Below are 18,549 nucleotides of genomic sequence, written 5' to 3'. Positions count from 1 at the left end.
CCCCCCCCCCCCCGACGCAGAAAAAGGTGGGTTAGAAACTCTCGGTGTGCGGCCGCAGGTCCAGTTCCAGCGTCCACGCCGACCGGTCCTGGGTGGCGAGATGCCAGTAGGAGTCGGCGATGGCGTCGGGGTCGAGGTAGTTCTCGGGGTCGTCGACCTCGCGGTCCGGAGGCAGAATCCCACCGTCCAGGACGACGTGGGCGACGTGAATCCCCTCGGGGCCGAGTTCGCGCGCCATCGACTCGGCGAGCCCGCGGGCGCCGAACTTCGCGGCGGAGAAGGCGACGGCTCCCTTCCGGCCGCGTACCGAGGTCGTGGCGCCGGTGAAGACGACGGTGCCGCCGCCGGCGTCGAGCATGTCCGAGACGGCCTCCTGCGAGCAACAGAACGCGCCGCGGACGCCCACGTCGAGGGCGTCGTCGAAGTCGCGGACCGTGCAGTCGAGCAGTCCATCCCAGGGCGAGGCGCTGGCGTGGTTGACGAGCAGGTCGACGGGACCGAACGCCTCGCGGACGCGCTCGAACCCTTGCCGAATCGAGGCCGGGTTGCCGAGGTCGACGCGGACGCCGAGCCCCTCCCCGGGGTCGGGAAGGTCGTCGGCGAGTCCCTCGACGTACGCCTCGGAGCGGGCGAACAGGGCGACCCGGCAGCCCTCGCGGGCGAACCGACGGGCGAGCGAGGCGCCGAGGCCGGGGCCGACGCCGGCGACGACCGCGACCGGCGACTCCGTGTCGGTGACGTGTGCCATGCACGGTGATGGGCCCCGAACCGGTTAGCCGTTCAGGCCCCGGAGGGTGGGTCGGCGTCGCCGGTCGTCCCCTCGTGGTCGCCGCCGCCCTCGACGCCCGCGAGTCGCCGCGCAACCGCGAGTAACCCGAAGTCCACCGCCGCGAACACGAGTCCCAGCACCGCCCCGACGACGGTCGCCACGAGCGAGCCGACGCCCGCGACGACGAGGAGGAAGAAGACGTTCCCCGAGGTGACGAAGACGGCGAGGCCGGAGAGGAGGAGGAGCGGCCCGACGAACCCGACGCCCGCGACGGCTCCCCAGACGAGTCCGGCCCGGAGCGCCGAGCGGGAGGTGAGCGACCCGGCGGTGGCGGCCGCGAGCGCCCGCCGAGTGGCGAGCCAGAGCACGAGCCAGAGGTAGGCGAACAGCGCGAGGCCGAGGCTCGTGTCGAGCCCTCCGAGCACGTCGCCGATGCGGCCGGGGGCGCTCACGGCGAAGGCGGCGAGCAGCGGAAGCAGGACGAAGAGGGTCGTGTGCAGCGTCGCGAGCGCCCAGTCGCGCAGACGGACCGGGTCGGACCGCTCGGCGTCAGCCATGGGCCAACACCTCCGCGAGTGCGACGACGCCGGCGAGGGCGAGCGCCGTCGCGGCGTAGCCGACCCGGAGCACGCGGCGTCGGTCCGGCGCCGACGCGCCGCCGTCTCGCCACCGGACGACGAGCAGCGTTCGAACCGCGGAGCCGACGAGGACGAGGAAGACGGCCGCCAGCTTCCAGGTCATCGCCGCGGCCCAGGAGCCGCCGGGAATCGCCGGCGCGTAGGTACCGAGGTTGCCGACGCCGGTCATGACGAGGGCGCCGAGGGCGACCCAGAACAGCCACTCGTAGGCGGTCGCGAGCGTGAGGGTACTGTCCGTGTCGAAGTCGAGGTCGACGACGGACGAGTCGCGGAGGACCCCCCAGAGCAGGACGGCACCGCCGAGCGCGACGGTCGCGGCGACGACGTGGAGCCACCGGACGAGCAACGAGACGGTCGGCGAGGCCAGCGGGAGGGCCGACGGCGGCGGGGACGCCAACGGAGCGAGCGCGAGGCCCGGCGGGAGGGCCGGGAGGAGGCCGACGTGGAGGGACATCGTCGGGAGTTCTACGCCGCTCGACATGAAACGGGGGGTCGGCGGCCGGACGGGGTCCGACCGGGTTTTTCACCTCCGACCGAGAGGCCACGAGCATGAAGACGGAAGGTGGGAGCGACGCGGCGAAGCGGCGGGCGGGCGAGAGCGCGGCCGACCTCGTCGTCGACGGCGACGTCGTCGGCCTCGGGACGGGGAGCACCGCGGCCCACGCGATTCGGGCGCTCGGCCGCGAGGTCGACGCCGGCCTCGACGTACACGGGGTCCCCACCTCCTTCGACGCGCGACGGCTGGCGCGCGAGGCGGGCGTCCCCCTGCTCGCACTGGACGAGGCGATGGACGCCGGGGGCATCGACCTCGCTATCGACGGTGCAGACCAGGTCGCCGACGGCGACCTCGTGAAAGGCGGCGGCGCGGCCCACGCCCGGGAGAAAGTCGTGGACGCGGCAGCGGCGCGGTTCGTCGTCGTCGCCGACCCCTCGAAGGAGGCCGACGCGCTCTCGCATCCCGTCCCCGTGGAACTGCTACCCGACGCGCTCCCGACGGTCGAGGCGGCGCTCCGGGCGGCGGGTGGCGAGCCGGCGCTCCGGACGGCAGAACGGAAGGACGGCCCCGTCGTCACCGACAACGGAAACCTCGTCGTGGACTGTGACTTCGGCCGAATCGACTCGCCGGAGGCGCTCGCACGGACCCTCTCGGCGACGCCGGGGGTCGTCGAGCACGGGCTGTTCGTCGCGCTGGCCGACGAGGTTCACGTCGGCACGGCGGACGGCGTCCGGGTGCGGGAGCTGTAGCCGGCGGCTCGAACCCGCCGCTTGCGGCGTCGCGGTGGGTGCCGAGACGGCGCGGTCGCTACACGGCTGAAAATACGAAGAAGTGGGTGTGGGCCGGGTTTACAGGTCGCGCGGCTGGACCGTCTTCCGGTCGTTCTCCTCGGCGCGTCGGGCGGCGTCGTCGAGCAGGCCCTTCACTTCCTCGTCGAGCGAGTCGTAGAAGTCCGACGCGACGTTCTGGTTGCTGAGGTACTCCTTGACGGCTGCCTTGACGATGAGGTCTGCCATACACCTTCGCCTACCGTCTCCTTATTAATAAAAATACCTGATTGCCCCCGTCAGGGGCTGTACCCGGGGGATACCCCGTTTGCGGGCACAGGATTTATATACAAAGGGTCCGTTCGGGGGGAGAACGCAATATTCGAGTAGTTTTCACTCCGAGGGGGGTGTATGAGAGACGTACTAGAGGCGGTCGCCCGAGGCGAACTCACCCCCGAGGCAGCCGAGGCGGAGCTCCGCGGGTACGCGACGACCGAATCCGGCCGTTTCGACGCCGCTCGAGAGGGAAGGCGCGGAATTCCCGAGGCGATTCTCGCGGAGGGAAAGACCCCGGACGAGGTCGCCGACCTGTCGACGACCGCACTGGAGACGACCGGGCGCGCGGTCGTGACCCGGGCCGGCAGGGACGTCGTCGAGGCGGTGCGCACGGCGGTCGTCGACGGAGGGCACGACGCCGACTTCGACCGCGACGCGCGCGCTCGCACCCTCGTCGTCCGGGAGGACGGGGGTGAACCACCCGAGGTCGACGCGACGGTCGCGGTGGTGAGCGCGGGCACCGCCGATGCGGCCGCGGCGGGCGAGGCGGCGGTCATCGCGCGCGAAATCGGCGCGCGGGTCGAGCGCGTCGACGACGTGGGCGTCGCGAACCTCACCCGATTCGTCGACGTGTTGGACGACGTTCGGGCGGCAGACGTCGTCGTCGTCGCCGCGGGCCGAGAGGGCGCCCTGCCGACGGTCGTGGCGGGGCTCGTCGATGCGCCCGTCATCGGTCTCCCCGTCTCGTCGGGGTACGGCGTCGGCGGCGACGGCGAAGCGGCGCTGTACGGGATGCTACAGTCCTGTACCGTCCTCTCGGTCGTCAACGTCGACGCCGGCTTCGTCGCCGGCGCACAGGCCGGGCTCGTCGCGCGTGCGGCCGACGCGGGACGGCGCACCGATTCGTGACGCGAGAGACTCCGGGTCGACGACGGGCCGGACGGTCCACAGCCCTCGGCCCCCGGTCCGCGGCCGGGGGTCGGCGGGTCGTCCGGCGCTCGTCGTCGACCGCGAAGTCGGGTAAATCGAGCGTTTCAGGCGCTCTTTCGGACCGAACCTTACCTGTTAGCCACCGTCCTTTTTACGGTGTGACGTGTAGACATGGTTACCGGCAGCGGCGGAATGCCGGATACCCATGCCAAGTTGCGACCACTGCGGGTCGCACGTCTCGGAAGGCTTCGCGCGTGTGTTCGCCGACGAGCGCGGGCGAGTGTTCGCCTGCCCCAACTGCTCGGCAAACGCGGGCATCGCAGAAGTCTCACGTGAACGAACCCGCAACGCCTGACTGGGTACTGTAAGACGACCACCACGCGAGGTCGTTTCTCCGACGTGACTCGAACCGAACAGAGGCTTCTTACTCCCGACTCACGAACGCCGCCCGTGCACTACGTCTACGTCGTCGAGTGCGCCGACGGCACCTACTACACCGGGTACACGACGGACGTCGAGCGCCGCGTCGACGAGCACAGCGCCGGCGAGGGTGCGAAGTACACCCGTCCGCGGTCGCGCCGGCCGGTCGCGCTGCGCTACCGCGAGCGCTACGAGTCGAAGTCGGCTGCGATGTCCCGCGAGTACGAAATCAAACAGCTCTCCCGCCGGGAGAAGGAGCGACTGGTAGAGAGCGACGCGGAGTCGGTCGAACCGGCGGAGTAGCCGGGGGAGCAACCCCACGGGTGCCGGTCTGACGCCGCGGCGACGTTTTGCTCCCCGACGACCTACGGGCGGGCATGTCCAGGTTCGGCAGACGGGCGCTCGGCGTCGGCGTCGGCATCGTCCTCTTCGGCGTCGTCGCCGCCAGACGACTCCGAAGTGGAGGCGCGGAGGACGCCGAGGCGCGAACGACCGACACCGACGACCCGACCGTCTTGGTCGCCGACCCGCCGGCGTCCGCGCTTGCGTACCGCGTCGTCAACCCCGCCGTCTCGGCGCTGTTGCGGTCGCCGGTACACGGTCTCGTCAGCGACAGCCTCGGGCTCATCACGTTCACGGGCCGGAAGACCGGGAAGCGGTTCACGACGCCCGTCGGTTACCACGAACTCGACGACGGACGAACCCTGATTCTCACCCACTCGCCGTGGTGGGAGAACCTCCGCGGCGGCCGCCCGGTGACGCTTCGCGTCCGGGGTGAGGACCGCGAGGCGGTCGCGACGCCGAGAACCGACCCCGACGCGGTCGCAGACGACCTCCGCGCGCTCGTCGAGCACGTCGGCGCCGGGAACCTCCGGCGGCTGGGACTCGACTACGAGGGTGAGGGGCTCCCCTCCAGGGCGGCGCTTCGAGATGTCGCCGAGAAGACGGTGATTCTGGAGGTCGACTTCGAGGTGGGGACGACCGAGCCGGACACGGAGACGGCGTAGTCGGGGGTCGACACCGGTCGGCCGCTCTGCTGTCGACTGCCGGTGACGACCCGCTCCGGTCGTCGACCACCAGCGACGGCCTGTCTCGGCGTCAAGCGCCAGTGACGGCCTGCCTCGGCGTCGACCGCCAGCGACGACCCGTCTCAGTCGTCGGCACGCACCGGCGACCCCGTCTCCGCCATCGCCGTTGCGTGGCGAGCGACGACCCGACCCAGCTTCTCGGTGCGCTCTCTGAGCGAGTCGTCGACGAACTCGTGGTCGGGGACGACGCCGCCGCGGTCGGACGCGTCCGGGGTGGCGGGGCCGCGCGCCTCGAAGCGGTCGTAGGCCTTCCGAATCCCGACCTGGTGGGGGACGACCCAGCCGTGGACCCCGCGGACCGTCGAGCGCATGTGTTCCAGCGTCGAGCCGTAACTGCCGCCGCCGGCGGTGGCGAGCAGGCCCACGACGGTGTCCTCGTACTCGTCGAACGAGCAGTAGTCGTGATAGTTGCGGAAGGTCGAGGAGTAGGAGCCGTGGTACACCGGCGTGCCGAGCAGAATCCCGTCGGCGGCGCGGGTTCGCTCCATGAGGTCGGCCGACTCCCCCTGCTCGTCGACGTCCGGGTGGTACAACGGAAGGTCGACGGCGCCGAGGTCGAGGTAGTCCACCTCGGCGCCCGCCTCGGCCGCGGCGTCCAGCGCGTACCACAGGGCGGAGCGCGTGTAGCTGCCCTCGCGCCGGCTCCCACAGACCGCCAGCACACGTGTCATTAGAATTCCAGTACGGGTCGGCCGAACAAAAGGCCGTTGGAGCGGGAGTCGTCGGTTGTCTGTCGGGAACGGCCGGTCGGAGACGCTCGCGGGTCGTGTCGAGGGTCACGTCGGGGGTTGGATTTTTCACGTTTCACGGGGTTGTGCCCTGTATGGAGCAGATATCCTTCGGGACCGACGGGTGGCGCGCGACGCTCGACACCTTCACCGACGAGCGAGTCCGAATCGTCGGACAGGCCGTGGCCGACTACCTCGGCGAGGAGGGGTTCGACGACCCTGTCGTCGTGGGCTACGACGCCCGGGAGACCTCGGAGGGGTTCGCCGAGAGCCTCGCCGAGGTGCTGTCGGGCAACGGGTTCGACGTGTACCTCCCCGAGCGCGACCGGCCGACGCCGCTCGTCGCGTGGGCCATCGTCGAACGCGGCTGTTCGGGGGCGCTGATGGTGACGGCCTCGCACAACCCGCCGGAGTACAACGGCGTGAAGTTCATCCCCGACGACGGTGCGCCGGCGCTCCCCGAAGTGACGGACCGCATCATGGAGAACCTCCGCGAGCCCGAGTTCCTCCCCGAAGAGGAGCGCGGCAGCGTCGAGCGCGTCGACCTCGTCTCCGACCACTTCGCACACGCCCGCGAGTTGGTCGACGCCGACCTCTCCGGCATGACGGTCGTCTACGACGCCATGCACGGCTCCGGCCGCGGCGTCACCGACGAACTGCTCGAATCGGCGGGCGCCGAGGTGGTGCGCATCCGGTGTGACGAGGACCCGACGTTCGGCGGGAGTTCGCCCGAACCCGACGAGCACAACCTCCAGGAGCTGATTCGGACGGTGAAAGAGGAGGAGGCCGACCTCGGCGTCGCCAACGACGGGGACGCAGACCGCATCGGCGTCGTCACCCCCGAGCGCGGGATGCTCGACGAGAACCTGTTCTACGCCGCCATCTACGACTACCTCCTCGAATCCGACGAGGGGCCGGCCGTCCGGACCGTGTCGACGACGTTCCTCATCGACCGCATCGCGGAGGCTCACGGCCAGGAGGTCGTCGAGACCGCGGTCGGCTTCAAGTGGGTCGCACAGGCGATGCAGGAGTCGGACGCGCTCATCGGCGGCGAGGAGTCCGGCGGGTTCTCGATTCGTGGGCACATCCGCGAGAAGGACGGCGTGTTGATGGCGCTGCTCGCCGGCGCCGCCGCGAGCGAGGAGTCCCTGGACGACCGCGTCGACCGCCTCACGGCCGAGCACGGCGAGATTCACGCCGGGAAGGTGAGCCTCGACTGTCCCGACGCGGAGAAGGGGCGCGTGCTCTCGGACCTCGAAGGCGAGATTCCCGAGGAAGTCGCCGGCGAGGGAGTCGAGAAGACCGTCACCGTCGACGGGTTCAAGCTCCTCCTGGAGGACGGCTCGTGGCTGCTCGTCCGGCCCTCCGGCACGGAGCCGAAGATGCGCGTCTACGCCGAGTCGAGCAGCGAGGAGAAGCTGGAGCGGCTGTTGGAGGCGGGCCGCGAGTTGGTCGAGCCGGTCATCTGAGCCGGCGTGGTTCGGTCACCGAACGCGTTTTTCTCGGCGTAACACGCCCCAGAGACGGTCGGCGTCGTTCGAGGGCGTCTCGACCACTTCGAACCCCAACGCGTCGTAGAACGGCCGCACGTCGGCGTCGAAGGCGGCGGTCAGGGCCGTGACCGAGTCGGCGGCCGCCTCGACCAACGCGCGGCCGACGCCCCGTTCGCGCCTGCTCGGACGAACCGCGACGGCGATGACGTGAGTCGCCGTCGACCCGACGGGGACGGCCGGGGGGGCGTCGACCGGTGTCGACGGGTCGGTGTAGACGGCGCCGACGACCGCCCCGTCGACGACGGCGACGCGGACCCTCGGGCGGGGCGGGTCGCCCTCTCCAGTGTCGCGCTCGCGCTCCACGGCCGTTCGCACCGCCTCAGCGTCCACGTCCAGCAGGGCACCCTCGAACAGCCGCATGGCGTCGACGAACTCCTCGGGGCGGGCGTCGCGGACCTCGGCGTCGTCCGGGGCGCCGGTGTCGGTATCGTCGGTATCACCGCTATCGTCGGTGTCGTCGGTATCGTCGGTATCACCGCTATCGTCGGTGTCGTCGGTGTCGTCGGTGTCGTCGGTCGCCATCCCGACGGCTACCCGCCCTTGATGAGCCGCAGGAGCGTCACACGCTCCGCCGTGACCGTCCCGTCCTCGGGGACCGGCGTCCCGTCGACGAGCACGGACACCTCGTGCGGACTGTAGCCGGCGGCCCGCGCGAGCTCCGCGTAGGTGGCGTCGTCGTCGACGGCGAGCGTCTCCTCGCCCTCGCCGACGACCTCGACCGTCACGTCCATGTTCCCGTCTGTGACGCCGGAGCGTTTCAGCCTTGTCTTCGGCCGGCGCTCGACTCGCGCGCTCGGCGGTCGTCGACGGGGCTCCGACCGGGTCCACCGGACGAGGCCGTTCAGTCGGAGTCGACCGGGAAAATCTCGACCGACAGTTCGACCGCCCGTTCGTCCTCGTTCGCTCGTTCGTCGACGCCGTCGCCGGGACCGATATCCCACCCACCTCGCACGTCGACCCCGTTGTCGACGGCCGCTCGGACGAGGGTGTCCAGCCGGTCGTGGAACGCCGCCTCGCTCTCCGGGCCGCCGTCACTCGGCGCGGTGTCGGTCACGAGTGCCTCCGTGTCGGGTCGCGCTGTCCATGGAACGTGCTCGGCCACCGCGTGGATAAGCGTGCCGTCAGACACAGGCCATCCTCGGAGAGTATTCCAGTGGACGAACGATTCCAGCGGAGCGTCTCTCAGGCCCGAGGGTCCCCACGAAGGCCGTCCCGGCGAGGGGCCCCGACGACTCCCTCTCGGGGAGTTTATAGGCGAACCCGCCCCACTCGGACACATGAGCGAGACCGAGGCCGAGGGCGCCGAGGCCGACCGGCCGGGGCGGGAGATCTGGATCGAGAAGTACCGTCCGGAGACCCTGGAAGACGTGTACGGTCACGACGACATCGTCGGTCGACTAGTGTCGTACATCGAGCAGAACGACCTGCCGCACCTGCTGTTTGCGGGGCCGGCGGGCGTCGGCAAGACCACCTGTGCGACCGCCATCGCCCGCGAGGTGTACGGCGACGACTGGCGGGGCAACTTCCTCGAGCTGAACGCCTCCGACGAGCGCGGCATCGACGTCGTGCGCGACCGCATCAAGAACTTCGCGCGGGCCTCCTTCGGCGGGCACGACTACCGTATCATCTTCCTCGACGAGGCCGACTCGCTGACCTCGGACGCCCAGTCCGCCCTACGCCGGACGATGGAGCAGTTCTCGGACAACACGCGCTTCATCCTCTCGTGTAACTACTCCTCGAAGATCATCGACCCCATCCAGTCGCGCTGTGCCGTCTTCCGGTTCTCGCCGCTCTCGGACGAGGCCGTGGCGGAGCAGACCCGCGACATCGCCGACGCGGAGGGCATCGAACTCACCGACGACGGCCTCGACGCGCTCGTCTACGCCGCCGACGGCGACATGCGCCGGGCCATCAACTCCCTGCAGGCCGCCGCGACGACCGGCGACGTGGTCGACGAGGAGGCGGTGTACCTGATTACGTCGACCGCCCGCCCGGAGGAGATAGAGTCGATGGTGACCGCCGCCATCGAGGGCGACTTCACGCAGGCGCGTTCGAAGCTCGATTCTTTACTTACCGACACGGGAATGGCCGGCGGCGACGTCATCGACCAGATTCACCGCTCCGTGTGGGACTTCGGCCTGACCGACAGGCAAGCGGTTCGGCTGATGGAGCGTGTGGGGGAAGCGGATTACCGGATTACGGAGGGCGCGAACGAGCAGGTCCAGTTGGAGGCGTTACTCGCGTCGCTGGCGTTGGACTCTGACGGGTGAGGGGTTCGCGGTTTGTCGGGTGCGTGTTGTTTTGCGAGCGGTTCGAGAGGAACGGTGACCCAGCAAAGCCCTCGCCCTTTGCGATTTGCCCACTGAGCTTCGCTCAGTGGCATCTCGCGGAGCTTCGCTCCGCGACGAGTCGTCGAAAACGTGGAGCGTTTTCGAGATCGCAGAACGCTTCGCTTTCTGCAGACCGCCAAGACCGTACGGCCTTACGCCTCCCCAGCCTCCGGGCGGCTGGCACATGGCTAGCCGCGGTCCCTCGCACGTGGTGGCCGCCAACGCGAGACTCGCTTCGCTCGCCTCGCTGGCTCCGTGCGGCGAGCGTTCGTGCGAGGGGTGAGAAGCGCAGGCGAGCACAGCGAGCCGCGCGAGTCGACAGTTCGGGGGCTTTCGAAGGTCGTCTCCTCCGATGGTGGCCCATGCTCGCCACTGACAACGGCACACCGACTGAATCGCACAACTTTTGACATCCTCCCCGCCCTGAAGGGCGAGGGTTCCCGATCGTGTTGGGATATTAAGGTTCGCGGTTAGCAACCTGTTCTCAGGGGGAGAAACAACCCTCACTACGGTCGAACAGGTGAACCGCTGGCTGTGCCAACCAGCCGTTATCCCTATCACCGCCATCCGTGGCGAGATTCGGGAGTACCTTCTGTCGTATGTTCTCCGCACCGTTCACGTCCGCATTCGCAACCGTATCACACGCCTCACAGACGTACAGGCCGCGTTCGACACGCTGATTCTTGTCTGTGTGGCCACACGCCGAACAGGACTTCGATGTATCGCGTTCCGACACCAACTCCAGGTCGATTCCTTCCGCTTCGGCCTTGTAGTCGAGCAGCGTCGTGAAACGGTCGAACGCCCACCCGTGCAAGTCAAGATTTCCGTGGTCGCCCCAGTTCCGAGGGTCGCCGTTCTCGTCGTCTTCTCGGATGCCGCCAAGGTCGCCAACGACAAGCGTACCAACACCTCGTTCGACGCACTCCTCTACAATTGCTTTCGAGAGGGCATGAAAGAAGTGCGTCCGACGACCCGTTCGCGTCCGGTCAAGCCGAGTGGCCTCACGGGAAGAAGAATCGTCGCACTTGGCTTTCTTCTTCGTGAAGTAGTATTCGTCCTCTTTGAGTGCGCCACCGGGATACAACACCGACTCACCGCCGAACGAGACGGCGGCGAAGTTACAAATCCCCAAGTCAACACCGGCCACGTCGTCTCCCGGTGGTTCCGGGTTGATGACGGTGCGACAGACGAATTGTAACCGCCATTCGTCGTGCTTGTGGACTGCACGAACCTGTTGGATGTCCCACTCGGTCAAGTCAACATCTGGGCGAGTCTGGTACTCGCACAGGACGAAGTCCGAACGGTGTTCTTTGAGGTTGCGGCCCTTCGAGAGGCGAACGCGGGTGAACTGTGCGTCGTGCTTGAAGCCAGCCGCTTTGAACGACACGGTTGAGCGGGGGTGGGAGTCGCCGTTTTTGCGGTAGCCGGGCGGTCGGGCACGGTCGTCGCCGTTCCGGCGCTTACCGAACCAGCCGTTGAACGCTTCAGCGAGTTCTTCGAGAACGCGCTGACTGGATTGAGAATGTAAGTCCGGATAGCGTTCGTGGCTTTTGAGTTCGGCTTTGAGTTTCCCGTCATCGGGAATCTCGCCCGTTTCGTCCCACTGTTCTTGTGCGTAGTAGCGACCGACGTTCCAGAGTTTTGAGGCGGCCCATCCGAGTTGGTTGAGGTCGTCACGAACCTGTTGCTGGTTCGATATTGTGGCCTCAAAGGTTCGGATGGTTCGACTCATTTTCTGGCTTCATAACTGGTTATGGGCGCCGTTTCGTTAATAGTGTCGGTCGACTGGGAATATCCGGCTGTGCTATCGACGGTAAATTGTGTCGGCCGTATCCCCGTCCCGAAGGACGGGGTTTTAGTCTTGAGACTTCCATAACCCGGTACCGACCAACCCGAAATCCGAACGACGCCCTCCAGCGCATCACCCCCCAACACGAGCAAGAGAGATGCCCCAATTCGACTACCCCTGTCCCGGCTGCCGGACCACGAACAGTTTGCACGACGCCGACTGCCGGTTCGAGGGCGTCGGCTGGCCCGAAATCGAGAAAGCCTACACCGACGTCGTCGCCGTGCTCTCGACGGGCGCGAGACCCGAGGAGGAACTACGGGACGAGGTCCACGGCGACTGGGACCGAACCAGAAGAGCGGCCCTCGACCAGTTGCGCCACGAACAGCGTGTTGTCGACGACGGCGGCGCCCTGCGTCTGCTGACGGCCGCGGAGTACAAAGACCGCGTCTCCGAGCCGACGAGCGAGCCGATGCGAACGCTCTACCTGAAGGGCTCGTACCCCGGCTGTCACGACAACGCCGTCTTCGCGATGATAGCCTGGTACGAGATGGTCGGCCTCTCGTGGGCCGAGACGAAGGAGAACGTCGTCGAGTGGCTCGAAGAGAGCGGCGCGTGGGGCCGCGGCGGCTTCGAGGAGGCGACCCCGGCGGCGCTCGTCGAGAGCAAGCGTCACGTGTACGAGGCGGGCTACGGCTGGAAGGAGAAGGCCGAGGCGGCAAAGCGCGTCATCGACCGGCAGACGTAGGCCCGTCTCCGAACCCGAACGCCGAGCCCGGACCGGCCCGACAGTTAAGCCGTCACCCCGCCTCCCGTGGGTATGGCCGCACCGGAATCGACGACGGGCGCCGACGCGGACCCCGACCCTGGCCCCGGACGCGAACCGGGGTCCGCGCCGGCCGCGGTGCCGAACCCTCGCCGCGCGCTCGCCACCGTCGTCGCCATCGTCTTTCTCGACCTGCTCGGCTTCGGGGTCGTCATCCCCATCCTCCCGTTCTACGTCCGCAGTTTCGAGGTCAGCGACGTGTTCATCGGCCTGCTCGCCGCCTCCTACTCGGTGATGCAGTTCGGCTTCGCCCCCTTGCTGGGTCGAATCTCCGACCAGCGCGGCCGCAGACCCGTCCTCATGATTTCGCTCGCCGGCAGCGTCGTGGCCTGGACCGTCTTCGGCGTCGCCAGCGAGGTGGGCGCGACGTTCGGCGTCGTCGCCGGCGTCGTCGTCCTCTTCACGTCGCGGATGCTCGCCGGCGCGATGGGCGGCAACATCGCCGCCGCACAGGCGTACATCGCCGACATCACGCCCAGCGAGCGCCGGGCGGGCGCGCTGGGACTCGTCGGCGCGTCGTTCGCGCTCGGGTTCGTGTTCGGCCCGGCGGTGGGCGGCGTGCTGGCCAGCGACGCCGTCGTCGCCGCCGCCGACTCTCTCCTCCCCGACTTCGTCCCGACCAACCGCTTCTCCCTCCCGAGCTTCGGCGCCGCGGTCCTCTCCCTCCTCGCGCTCGTTTCGGCCGCGCTGTTTCTCGTCGAACCGGACCGGACGCGGGGCCAGTCGAGCAGAACCACGCTGGTCGGGAGCTTCGTCGAAGCCCTGCGCGACGCGTCGCTCCGCGGGTTCGTCGTCGCGTTCTTCCTCGTCTCGGTCGCCTTCTCCGGCATCCAGGTGATGTTCATCCCCTACGTCGCCGACGTGTACGGCTACGACGCGACGCAGGCCGCCTTCCTCCTGACCTACGTCGGCGTCCTCGGGACGGTGAACCAGGGCGTGCTCGTCGGCAGGCTGGCCCGGCGCTACGCCGAATCGCGGCTGGCCGTAGCCGGCGCCGCAATCCTGCTCGTCGCGCTCGCGACGATGCCGTTCACGACCGAACTCGGCGGGTTCCTCCCGACGGTCGGCGGCCCGACGTGGCTCACTCGCGAGCTGGTCGCCCTGCTCGTCGCGCTCGCACTCCTCTCCCTCGGCAACGGCCTCCTGAACGTCTCGCTGTCGACGTTGGTCTCGCGGGCCGCCACCGCCGACAAGCAGGGCCTCGCTTTCGGCGTCACGCAGGGGGCCGGGAGTCTGGGTCGGACGGTCGGCCCGCCGCTGATGGCCGCGCTGTACGTCGTCGCCTACTGGTCGCCGTTCGTCGCCGGCGCGCTCGTCGTGGTGCCCATCATCGCGATTCTCGCCGGGATGGTGCGGGGGAGCGGGCGAGTCGTGGCGGGGTGAGAAAGCGGAGGGCCGCACCGCCTGACAGTCGGCCGGCTGTTTTGCACCTCCGACAACGAGGACGAGGAAACTGTCGACTGGTGGGCGGGCGGCGAAGACGCCTGAAAAACCCGGCTGCGGCCACGAAAGAGACGACGAGGAGACCGTAGCGTCGGCGCTATCGATTCAGTCGCTCTGGATGCGCGGCGCCAGCATGAACGTGACCTGGCCCTGCCCCTCGGCGAGTTCGTAGTGGAGCTTCACTGGGAACTCCTCGCCGAGTTCGATTTCGACCTCGGCGTCGCCGGGGATGGCCTTGTTCATGTCCTTGAGGTAGTCGAGGGAGAAGAGCGAGTCGGCCGGGCCGGCGGTGAGGTCGATGAGTTCGTCGCGAGGAATCTCGAGGTCCACGTCGTCGGTGTCGCCCTCGGCCTCGACGTAGAACACCTCCGCCTCCTCGTCGACGCGCAGGCGGATGTGGTCGCTCACCATGTCGGCGGCCTTGATGCCACGGTCGAGCTGGTTGCCCTCGAGGACGATGTTGGCGGGGAGGTCGAGGTCCGGAATGTCCGGTTCCTGGCGGATGGAGTCGGGGTCGATGAGCGCGAGCGTGTAGCTCAGCCCCTCGATACGAATGTGGAGCTTCCGGGTCTCCTCGTCCAGTTCGAGCCGGATGAGGTCGCCGCTGCCGGCCATTCCGGCGATGTCCTCGAGTCGGGAGAGGTTCACGCCGATGACGCCGCCGTCGGCCTCGTAGGACTCGAACGCCGCCGCGTCGAGCGAGAGGTCGACCATGCCGACGTTCGCCGGGTCGACGGCCCGGATGGCGAGTCCGTCCTCGTTCAACCGGATCTTACACTCGTCGACCAGGACGCTCACCGAATCGAGCGCGTCCTGGAAGGTAGACGCACTCACGATGGCCTCGAACATATACGAACGCCTACGAAAGCGCCCTTAAAAATACCCTCGATTCGACGCAAGTGTCTTCGCGTACGCGACGGGTTGCCCCTCCCTCTCCGCGGAGCGTCCCCCGCCGCTCGACGGAGCGAGTCGAGGCGCCGCTCCGGGTCGTGAGCGCCGGAGCATCGGCGGGAGGCCGGCGCTGCGACCGGACCACGCCTCGGTGGGTGATGGCTGGTGGAGACGTGGGACGGACCGGCGTCCCGCCACCCAGTCCGCGCGTTCGTTCCCTCCCTTGCCTATGAAGTATGGAACTCGGTCACGCCGACTGGGCGTTCGACTGTTGTGGAGATTCCCACAAATGTGTGCAGTTTCAGTGACGAGGGCGTTTATCACCGTCCCCCCACTCGTCCGCCGATTCGCCGCCGACCGACCCCGACGCGCTCAACGCGGGGGTCGGCGAGTCGAAGGCTCGCCGGGACGTGGTCCCGTATAAAGCCAGGGAAATGAAGGCAGACCCCTGGTAACTCGGCGGCGCGTCTGTGGACCCGATTCCATGTCGGACATCAACACGTCGCGGGAGACGACGCGAAGCGAGGCCGCGCGGTACCTGCGCGAGTTCGCGGACAAACTCGACGGACGGAGCGCCCCGACTCGGGACGGGACCGAGACGGCCGAACCGACCGGAGCTGCCGAACCGACCGAGGCCGCAGATACGGGTCGAACCGTCGACAGCACGACCGGCGGGGACGAGTCGACACGGCGGGGTGACGAAACGGCCGGAAACAGCGCCCCGGGTATCGGCACTGGCGGCGAGGTCGACGCCGACGAGTCCGGGGCCGGAGGTGCACACGGCGCCCCTTCGAAAGTGACGTTCCTGGTGGGCAACGAGAGCACCACCGTACGACCGCCGGAGACCGTCACACTCGACGTCGACGTGGACTCGGACTCCTCGCTCATGGAGAGCGGGACCGAGCGCCGCGTCACCTTCTCGCTCGCCTGGAACGTCGACGACGAAGTCGTGGACGACGAGTTCAGCATCGAGTGAGGCCGTCGAGCTATCGGTGACTGCTCGGAGTTCCGGGGACTGCTCGGGCGGGCGACCGTTCCGACCTCACGGGTGGTGGAGGTCGAGTACGTCCAGTAGCTCCGCCGTCGAGCCGAACTGACGGACGTCGGTCGAGTTCGTCACCTCCAGCGGCCGGTCGCGGTTCCCCTCGAGCGTGTTCCCCACGAGGAGTACGCGGGTCGAGTCGGCCACGTCGACGCCGTCGTCACAGTTGTCGGACGCGACATTGTCGACGAGCGCGACGAGCGCGGCGCCGTCCACGACGAACCCATCCTCGGCGTTGCCGTCGGCGACGTTGTCGACGAGCAGGGTGTGGTCGCTCCCGTTCACGAGCGCGACGCCGCTGACGGTGCTGCCCGCGTCGCCATTGTCGCTCGCGTCGTTGCCGACGAGGAGGTTCCCCGAGGCGCCGTCGAGCCAGATGCCCGCCGCACGGGCGGCCTTGCCGGTGAACGGTGAGACGCCCGCGCTCCCGGTGACCGTGTTGTTGGCGACGACGCTGTCGTTCGTCCGGAACAGTTCGATGCCGACGTACCCGCTGTCGCGGACCGCGTTGTCGGTGAGTGCAACGCCGGTCGCACTTGTCGCCTCGATGCCGATGCTGGCGTTCGCGACGTGGGTGTCCGTGACGGCCGTCCCGGTCAGCGTCCCGCCGACGAAGACCCCGAAGAGTCCACCTTCGACGCGGGCGTCCGCGACGGTGGAGTTCGTGGTGTTGAACGCGGCGATGCCGGCGAACCCGTTGCCGACGGCGACGGTTTCGGTCACGCTGTTGTCGTCGCCGACGGCGCCCCCGAGGGAGTCGACGACGACGCCGACGCGCTCGTTGTCCGACGTGACCGTGTCGGTCACGACCGAACCGGTCGCGTTGTCGAGCGTCACGCCCACGAGGTTGCCCGAGGCGTTCACACCGCTCACGCGGACGTTCGTGGCGTTCGTGACGAACACGCCGGTGAACTGGTCGGTGACGGTCAGATTCGAGACGGTGACGTTCGAGACCGAGTCGACGCGGACGCCGTCGGTCGTGTTCCCGAGGTCGCCGGCGACGTTCGCGTCGCCCGCGACAGTGTGGCCCGCGCCGTCGAGGAGAACGTCGCTCGCGCGAACGTCGATGCAGGCGGTACCGGTCGCGTCCGCGACCTCGACGTCGCCTGCAAGTACGTACCGGCCGGGGTCGTCGAGCACCGTACAGGCGTCGACGACCGTCGCGCCGTCACCGTCGCTATCGCTTTCGTCCCCGCCGACAGCCCCAGCAGTTCCCGCGAACCCCGCACTCGTAACGAGGAGGGAGACAGTGAGCATGACAGTGAGGACGCGTCCCAACGGCTCGCGGCGGGTGCTTCGCCGGTGGTGATGGTAGTGGGGTAGTCGAGTCATCGAATCATCCCACACCGGTTCGTCGTCCGGTCGCATAGCTATTTTTCAGCGAAACTGGTCGTTCCGCTGCCATCGAAAGTCGCAGGAGTCGGAAGAGCCGAGCGGGTGGAACCGTGGAATCGGGGCGGCGCGAACCCGGCAGGAAACGACACGCGTATCCATCGTCTCCGTCTATCGCCGGGTAAGAGACCGATGTCGCGTAAAGACCACTGGTACAACAAAGCCAAACAGGAGGGGTATCGCGCCCGTTCTGCCTACAAACTGAAGCAGATAGACGAGTCGTCGGACCTACTCTCGGAGGGTGACACCGTCGTCGACCTCGGCGCCGCCCCGGGCGGGTGGCTCCAGGTCGCGAGCGAGGCCGTCGGCGAGGGGGGCACCGTCATCGGCGTCGATCTCCAGCGCATCAAATCGCTGGAGACGGAGAACACCGAGACCGTCCGCGGCGACATGACCCACGACCGGACCCGGGAGTGGCTCCGCGACCGCGTCGGCGAGGGTGGCGCCGACGCCGTCATCTCGGACATGGCGCCGAACATGACCGGCGAGTACTCGCTGGACCACGCCCGCTCGGTCCACCTCGCCCGGCAGGCGTTCGAGACCGCACTCGAGATTCTGGGCCCCGGCGGCGACGTGGTGGTGAAGGTGTTCGACGGCCCCGAACTCGCCGACCTCCGCGAGGAGATGGAGCCGTACTTCCAGTACGTCAAGAGCGTCCGCCCCGAGGCGTCCCGCGAGGAGTCCTCCGAACAGTTCCTGGTCGCGAAGGGCCGGCTGACCGGGCCGGTGAAGTCGGGCGACGAACTGGAGGTCGAAATCGTCGACGAAGGGGCGGAGGGCGACGGCATCGCCCGCGTCGAGGGGTTCACCGTGTTCGTCTCCGGCGCCGAAATCGGCGAGACGGTGCGGGTCCGGGTCGACGACGTGAAGCCGACGTTCGCGTTCGCCGAGCGGGTCGACTGACGCGGAGTGAGGCGGTCGCTGACGCGGGTCCGGGCCGAGGTTACGCCCCGCGGACGACGAGGTCGAGTTCGAGTTCGAGCGGGCAGTTCCCGGATACCGCCGCCCGACAGCCGCCGATGGCGACGATATCGCCGAAGGCGGTGTAGCTCCCGCAACCCGGACAGTTGATGCCACCCTCCATCACGTCCCCCTCGGTGATTCGGATGCGCCGCTTCTCGCCCATAGGCGCCATAGGATAGCAGTCCGCATAAGCTAGCTCCGTCGTCCGTCC

At 68.5% G+C, this 18,549-nt stretch carries 23 protein-coding genes; 11 read left to right on the top strand and 12 right to left on the bottom strand.

Annotated elements, in window-relative coordinates; translation table 11 throughout:
- Positions 1 to 31: 31 nt before the first annotated feature.
- Genes N5095_RS04985 through N5095_RS04975 form a run of 3 tightly spaced genes read right to left on the bottom strand, consistent with a single transcriptional unit; the run spans position 32 to position 1,861 of the window.
- Positions 32 to 748 carry an SDR family NAD(P)-dependent oxidoreductase gene (locus N5095_RS04985; protein WP_267621630.1) on the bottom strand — a complete coding sequence of 239 codons (717 nt, stop codon included), beginning with the start codon at positions 746 to 748 and terminating at the stop codon, positions 32 to 34.
- A 32-nt stretch (positions 749 to 780) separates the two neighbouring features.
- Entirely contained in the window at positions 781 to 1,326 is a 546-nt protein-coding gene (locus N5095_RS04980; protein ID WP_267621629.1) for a DUF7965 family protein, read from the bottom strand.
- The gene (locus N5095_RS04975) at positions 1,319 to 1,861 is read right to left on the bottom strand and encodes a hypothetical protein (RefSeq protein WP_267621628.1); all 543 of its coding nucleotides are present in this window, start codon (positions 1,859 to 1,861) and stop codon (positions 1,319 to 1,321) included. Before N5095_RS04975 ends, N5095_RS04980 begins: the two co-directional genes overlap by 8 nt.
- A gap of 95 nt (positions 1,862 to 1,956) precedes the next feature.
- On the opposite strand from N5095_RS04975, the gene rpiA reads away from it, so the two are divergent.
- Entirely contained in the window at positions 1,957 to 2,652 is a 696-nt protein-coding gene (gene rpiA, locus N5095_RS04970) for a ribose-5-phosphate isomerase RpiA (RefSeq protein WP_267621627.1), read from the top strand.
- A 99-nt stretch (positions 2,653 to 2,751) separates the two neighbouring features.
- On the opposite strand, the gene N5095_RS04965 is transcribed toward rpiA, so the two are convergent.
- Positions 2,752 to 2,919, bottom strand: coding sequence for a DUF1931 domain-containing protein (locus N5095_RS04965; RefSeq protein ID WP_267621626.1), 168 nt, complete (start codon positions 2,917 to 2,919; stop codon positions 2,752 to 2,754).
- Between the two features lie 162 nt (positions 2,920 to 3,081).
- On the opposite strand from N5095_RS04965, the gene larB reads away from it, so the two are divergent.
- The 4 genes from larB (at position 3,082) to N5095_RS04950 (ending at position 5,303) form a co-directional block, all read left to right on the top strand.
- The gene (gene larB / locus N5095_RS04960; RefSeq protein WP_267621625.1) at positions 3,082 to 3,855 is read left to right on the top strand and encodes a nickel pincer cofactor biosynthesis protein LarB; all 774 of its coding nucleotides are present in this window, start codon (positions 3,082 to 3,084) and stop codon (positions 3,853 to 3,855) included.
- A 226-nt stretch (positions 3,856 to 4,081) separates the two neighbouring features.
- Positions 4,082 to 4,231 (top strand): DUF7563 family protein, encoded by a 150-nt coding sequence (locus tag N5095_RS22510; protein WP_425499021.1) that lies wholly within the window; start codon positions 4,082 to 4,084, stop codon positions 4,229 to 4,231.
- Positions 4,232 to 4,326: 95 nt separating this feature from the next.
- Complete coding sequence (locus tag N5095_RS04955; RefSeq protein WP_267621624.1) at positions 4,327 to 4,599, top strand: GIY-YIG nuclease family protein; 273 nt, start codon at positions 4,327 to 4,329, stop codon at positions 4,597 to 4,599.
- Between the two features lie 74 nt (positions 4,600 to 4,673).
- Positions 4,674 to 5,303, top strand: a complete 630-nt coding sequence (locus tag N5095_RS04950; RefSeq protein WP_267621623.1) for a nitroreductase/quinone reductase family protein — start codon at positions 4,674 to 4,676, stop codon at positions 5,301 to 5,303.
- Between the two features lie 143 nt (positions 5,304 to 5,446).
- On the opposite strand, the gene N5095_RS04945 is transcribed toward N5095_RS04950, so the two are convergent.
- The gene (locus N5095_RS04945; RefSeq protein ID WP_267621622.1) at positions 5,447 to 6,055 is read right to left on the bottom strand and encodes an NADPH-dependent FMN reductase; all 609 of its coding nucleotides are present in this window, start codon (positions 6,053 to 6,055) and stop codon (positions 5,447 to 5,449) included.
- 152 nt (positions 6,056 to 6,207) lie between these two features.
- Here N5095_RS04945 and N5095_RS04940 point away from each other — a divergent pair, with 152 nt between their 5' ends.
- Positions 6,208 to 7,581, top strand: coding sequence for a phosphoglucomutase/phosphomannomutase family protein (locus N5095_RS04940; RefSeq protein ID WP_267621621.1), 1,374 nt, complete (start codon positions 6,208 to 6,210; stop codon positions 7,579 to 7,581).
- Positions 7,582 to 7,596: 15 nt separating this feature from the next.
- Here N5095_RS04940 and N5095_RS04935 read toward each other — a convergent pair whose 3' ends face one another.
- The 3 genes from N5095_RS04935 to N5095_RS04925 form a co-directional block, all read right to left on the bottom strand.
- Positions 7,597 to 8,187: a GNAT family N-acetyltransferase gene (locus tag N5095_RS04935; protein ID WP_267621620.1), complete on the bottom strand. Its 591-nt coding sequence runs from the start codon at positions 8,185 to 8,187 to the stop codon at positions 7,597 to 7,599.
- A gap of 8 nt (positions 8,188 to 8,195) precedes the next feature.
- Entirely contained in the window at positions 8,196 to 8,396 is a 201-nt protein-coding gene (samp2, locus tag N5095_RS04930) for a ubiquitin-like small modifier protein SAMP2 (RefSeq protein ID WP_267621619.1), read from the bottom strand.
- 110 nt (positions 8,397 to 8,506) lie between these two features.
- Positions 8,507 to 8,794 carry a hypothetical protein gene (locus tag N5095_RS04925; RefSeq protein WP_267621618.1) on the bottom strand — a complete coding sequence of 96 codons (288 nt, stop codon included), beginning with the start codon at positions 8,792 to 8,794 and terminating at the stop codon, positions 8,507 to 8,509.
- Between the two features lie 148 nt (positions 8,795 to 8,942).
- On the opposite strand from N5095_RS04925, the gene N5095_RS04920 reads away from it, so the two are divergent.
- Positions 8,943 to 9,935 (top strand): replication factor C small subunit, encoded by a 993-nt coding sequence (locus N5095_RS04920; protein ID WP_267621617.1) that lies wholly within the window; start codon positions 8,943 to 8,945, stop codon positions 9,933 to 9,935.
- Between the two features lie 544 nt (positions 9,936 to 10,479).
- Here the strand turns inward: N5095_RS04920 and N5095_RS04915 are convergent.
- Positions 10,480 to 11,727, bottom strand: a complete 1,248-nt coding sequence (locus tag N5095_RS04915; protein WP_267621616.1) for an RNA-guided endonuclease InsQ/TnpB family protein — start codon at positions 11,725 to 11,727, stop codon at positions 10,480 to 10,482.
- 214 nt (positions 11,728 to 11,941) lie between these two features.
- Between N5095_RS04915 and N5095_RS04910 the strand changes: the two genes are divergently transcribed.
- Positions 11,942 to 12,529 carry a DUF7474 family protein gene (locus N5095_RS04910; RefSeq protein ID WP_267621615.1) on the top strand — a complete coding sequence of 196 codons (588 nt, stop codon included), beginning with the start codon at positions 11,942 to 11,944 and terminating at the stop codon, positions 12,527 to 12,529.
- A gap of 72 nt (positions 12,530 to 12,601) precedes the next feature.
- Positions 12,602 to 13,990: an MFS transporter gene (locus N5095_RS04905; RefSeq protein ID WP_267621614.1), complete on the top strand. Its 1,389-nt coding sequence runs from the start codon at positions 12,602 to 12,604 to the stop codon at positions 13,988 to 13,990.
- A gap of 165 nt (positions 13,991 to 14,155) precedes the next feature.
- Here N5095_RS04905 and N5095_RS04900 read toward each other — a convergent pair whose 3' ends face one another.
- Positions 14,156 to 14,899 (bottom strand): DNA polymerase sliding clamp, encoded by a 744-nt coding sequence (locus tag N5095_RS04900; RefSeq protein WP_267621613.1) that lies wholly within the window; start codon positions 14,897 to 14,899, stop codon positions 14,156 to 14,158.
- 526 nt (positions 14,900 to 15,425) lie between these two features.
- Between N5095_RS04900 and N5095_RS04895 the strand changes: the two genes are divergently transcribed.
- Positions 15,426 to 15,917 (top strand): amphi-Trp domain-containing protein, encoded by a 492-nt coding sequence (locus N5095_RS04895; protein WP_267621612.1) that lies wholly within the window; start codon positions 15,426 to 15,428, stop codon positions 15,915 to 15,917.
- A gap of 66 nt (positions 15,918 to 15,983) precedes the next feature.
- Here the strand turns inward: N5095_RS04895 and N5095_RS04890 are convergent, their stop codons facing one another.
- Complete coding sequence (locus N5095_RS04890; RefSeq protein WP_267621611.1) at positions 15,984 to 17,240, bottom strand: right-handed parallel beta-helix repeat-containing protein; 1,257 nt, start codon at positions 17,238 to 17,240, stop codon at positions 15,984 to 15,986.
- Between the two features lie 267 nt (positions 17,241 to 17,507).
- Between N5095_RS04890 and N5095_RS04885 the strand changes: the two genes are divergently transcribed.
- Positions 17,508 to 18,278, top strand: coding sequence for a 23S rRNA (uridine(2552)-2'-O)-methyltransferase (locus N5095_RS04885; protein ID WP_267621610.1), 771 nt, complete (start codon positions 17,508 to 17,510; stop codon positions 18,276 to 18,278).
- Between the two features lie 40 nt (positions 18,279 to 18,318).
- On the opposite strand, the gene N5095_RS04880 is transcribed toward N5095_RS04885, so the two are convergent.
- The gene (locus N5095_RS04880) at positions 18,319 to 18,501 is read right to left on the bottom strand and encodes a hypothetical protein (RefSeq protein ID WP_267621609.1); all 183 of its coding nucleotides are present in this window, start codon (positions 18,499 to 18,501) and stop codon (positions 18,319 to 18,321) included.
- Between the last annotated feature and the right edge of the window lie 48 nt (positions 18,502 to 18,549).

Origin of the sequence: Halobium salinum (genome assembly GCF_026586625.1) — an archaeon.
In the GTDB taxonomy this organism is placed as follows: Archaea; Halobacteriota; Halobacteria; order Halobacteriales; family Haloferacaceae; genus Halobium; species Halobium salinum.
The sequence above is the reverse complement of the archived record's forward strand: the minus strand, read 5'-3'. Positions and strand labels throughout refer to the sequence as shown.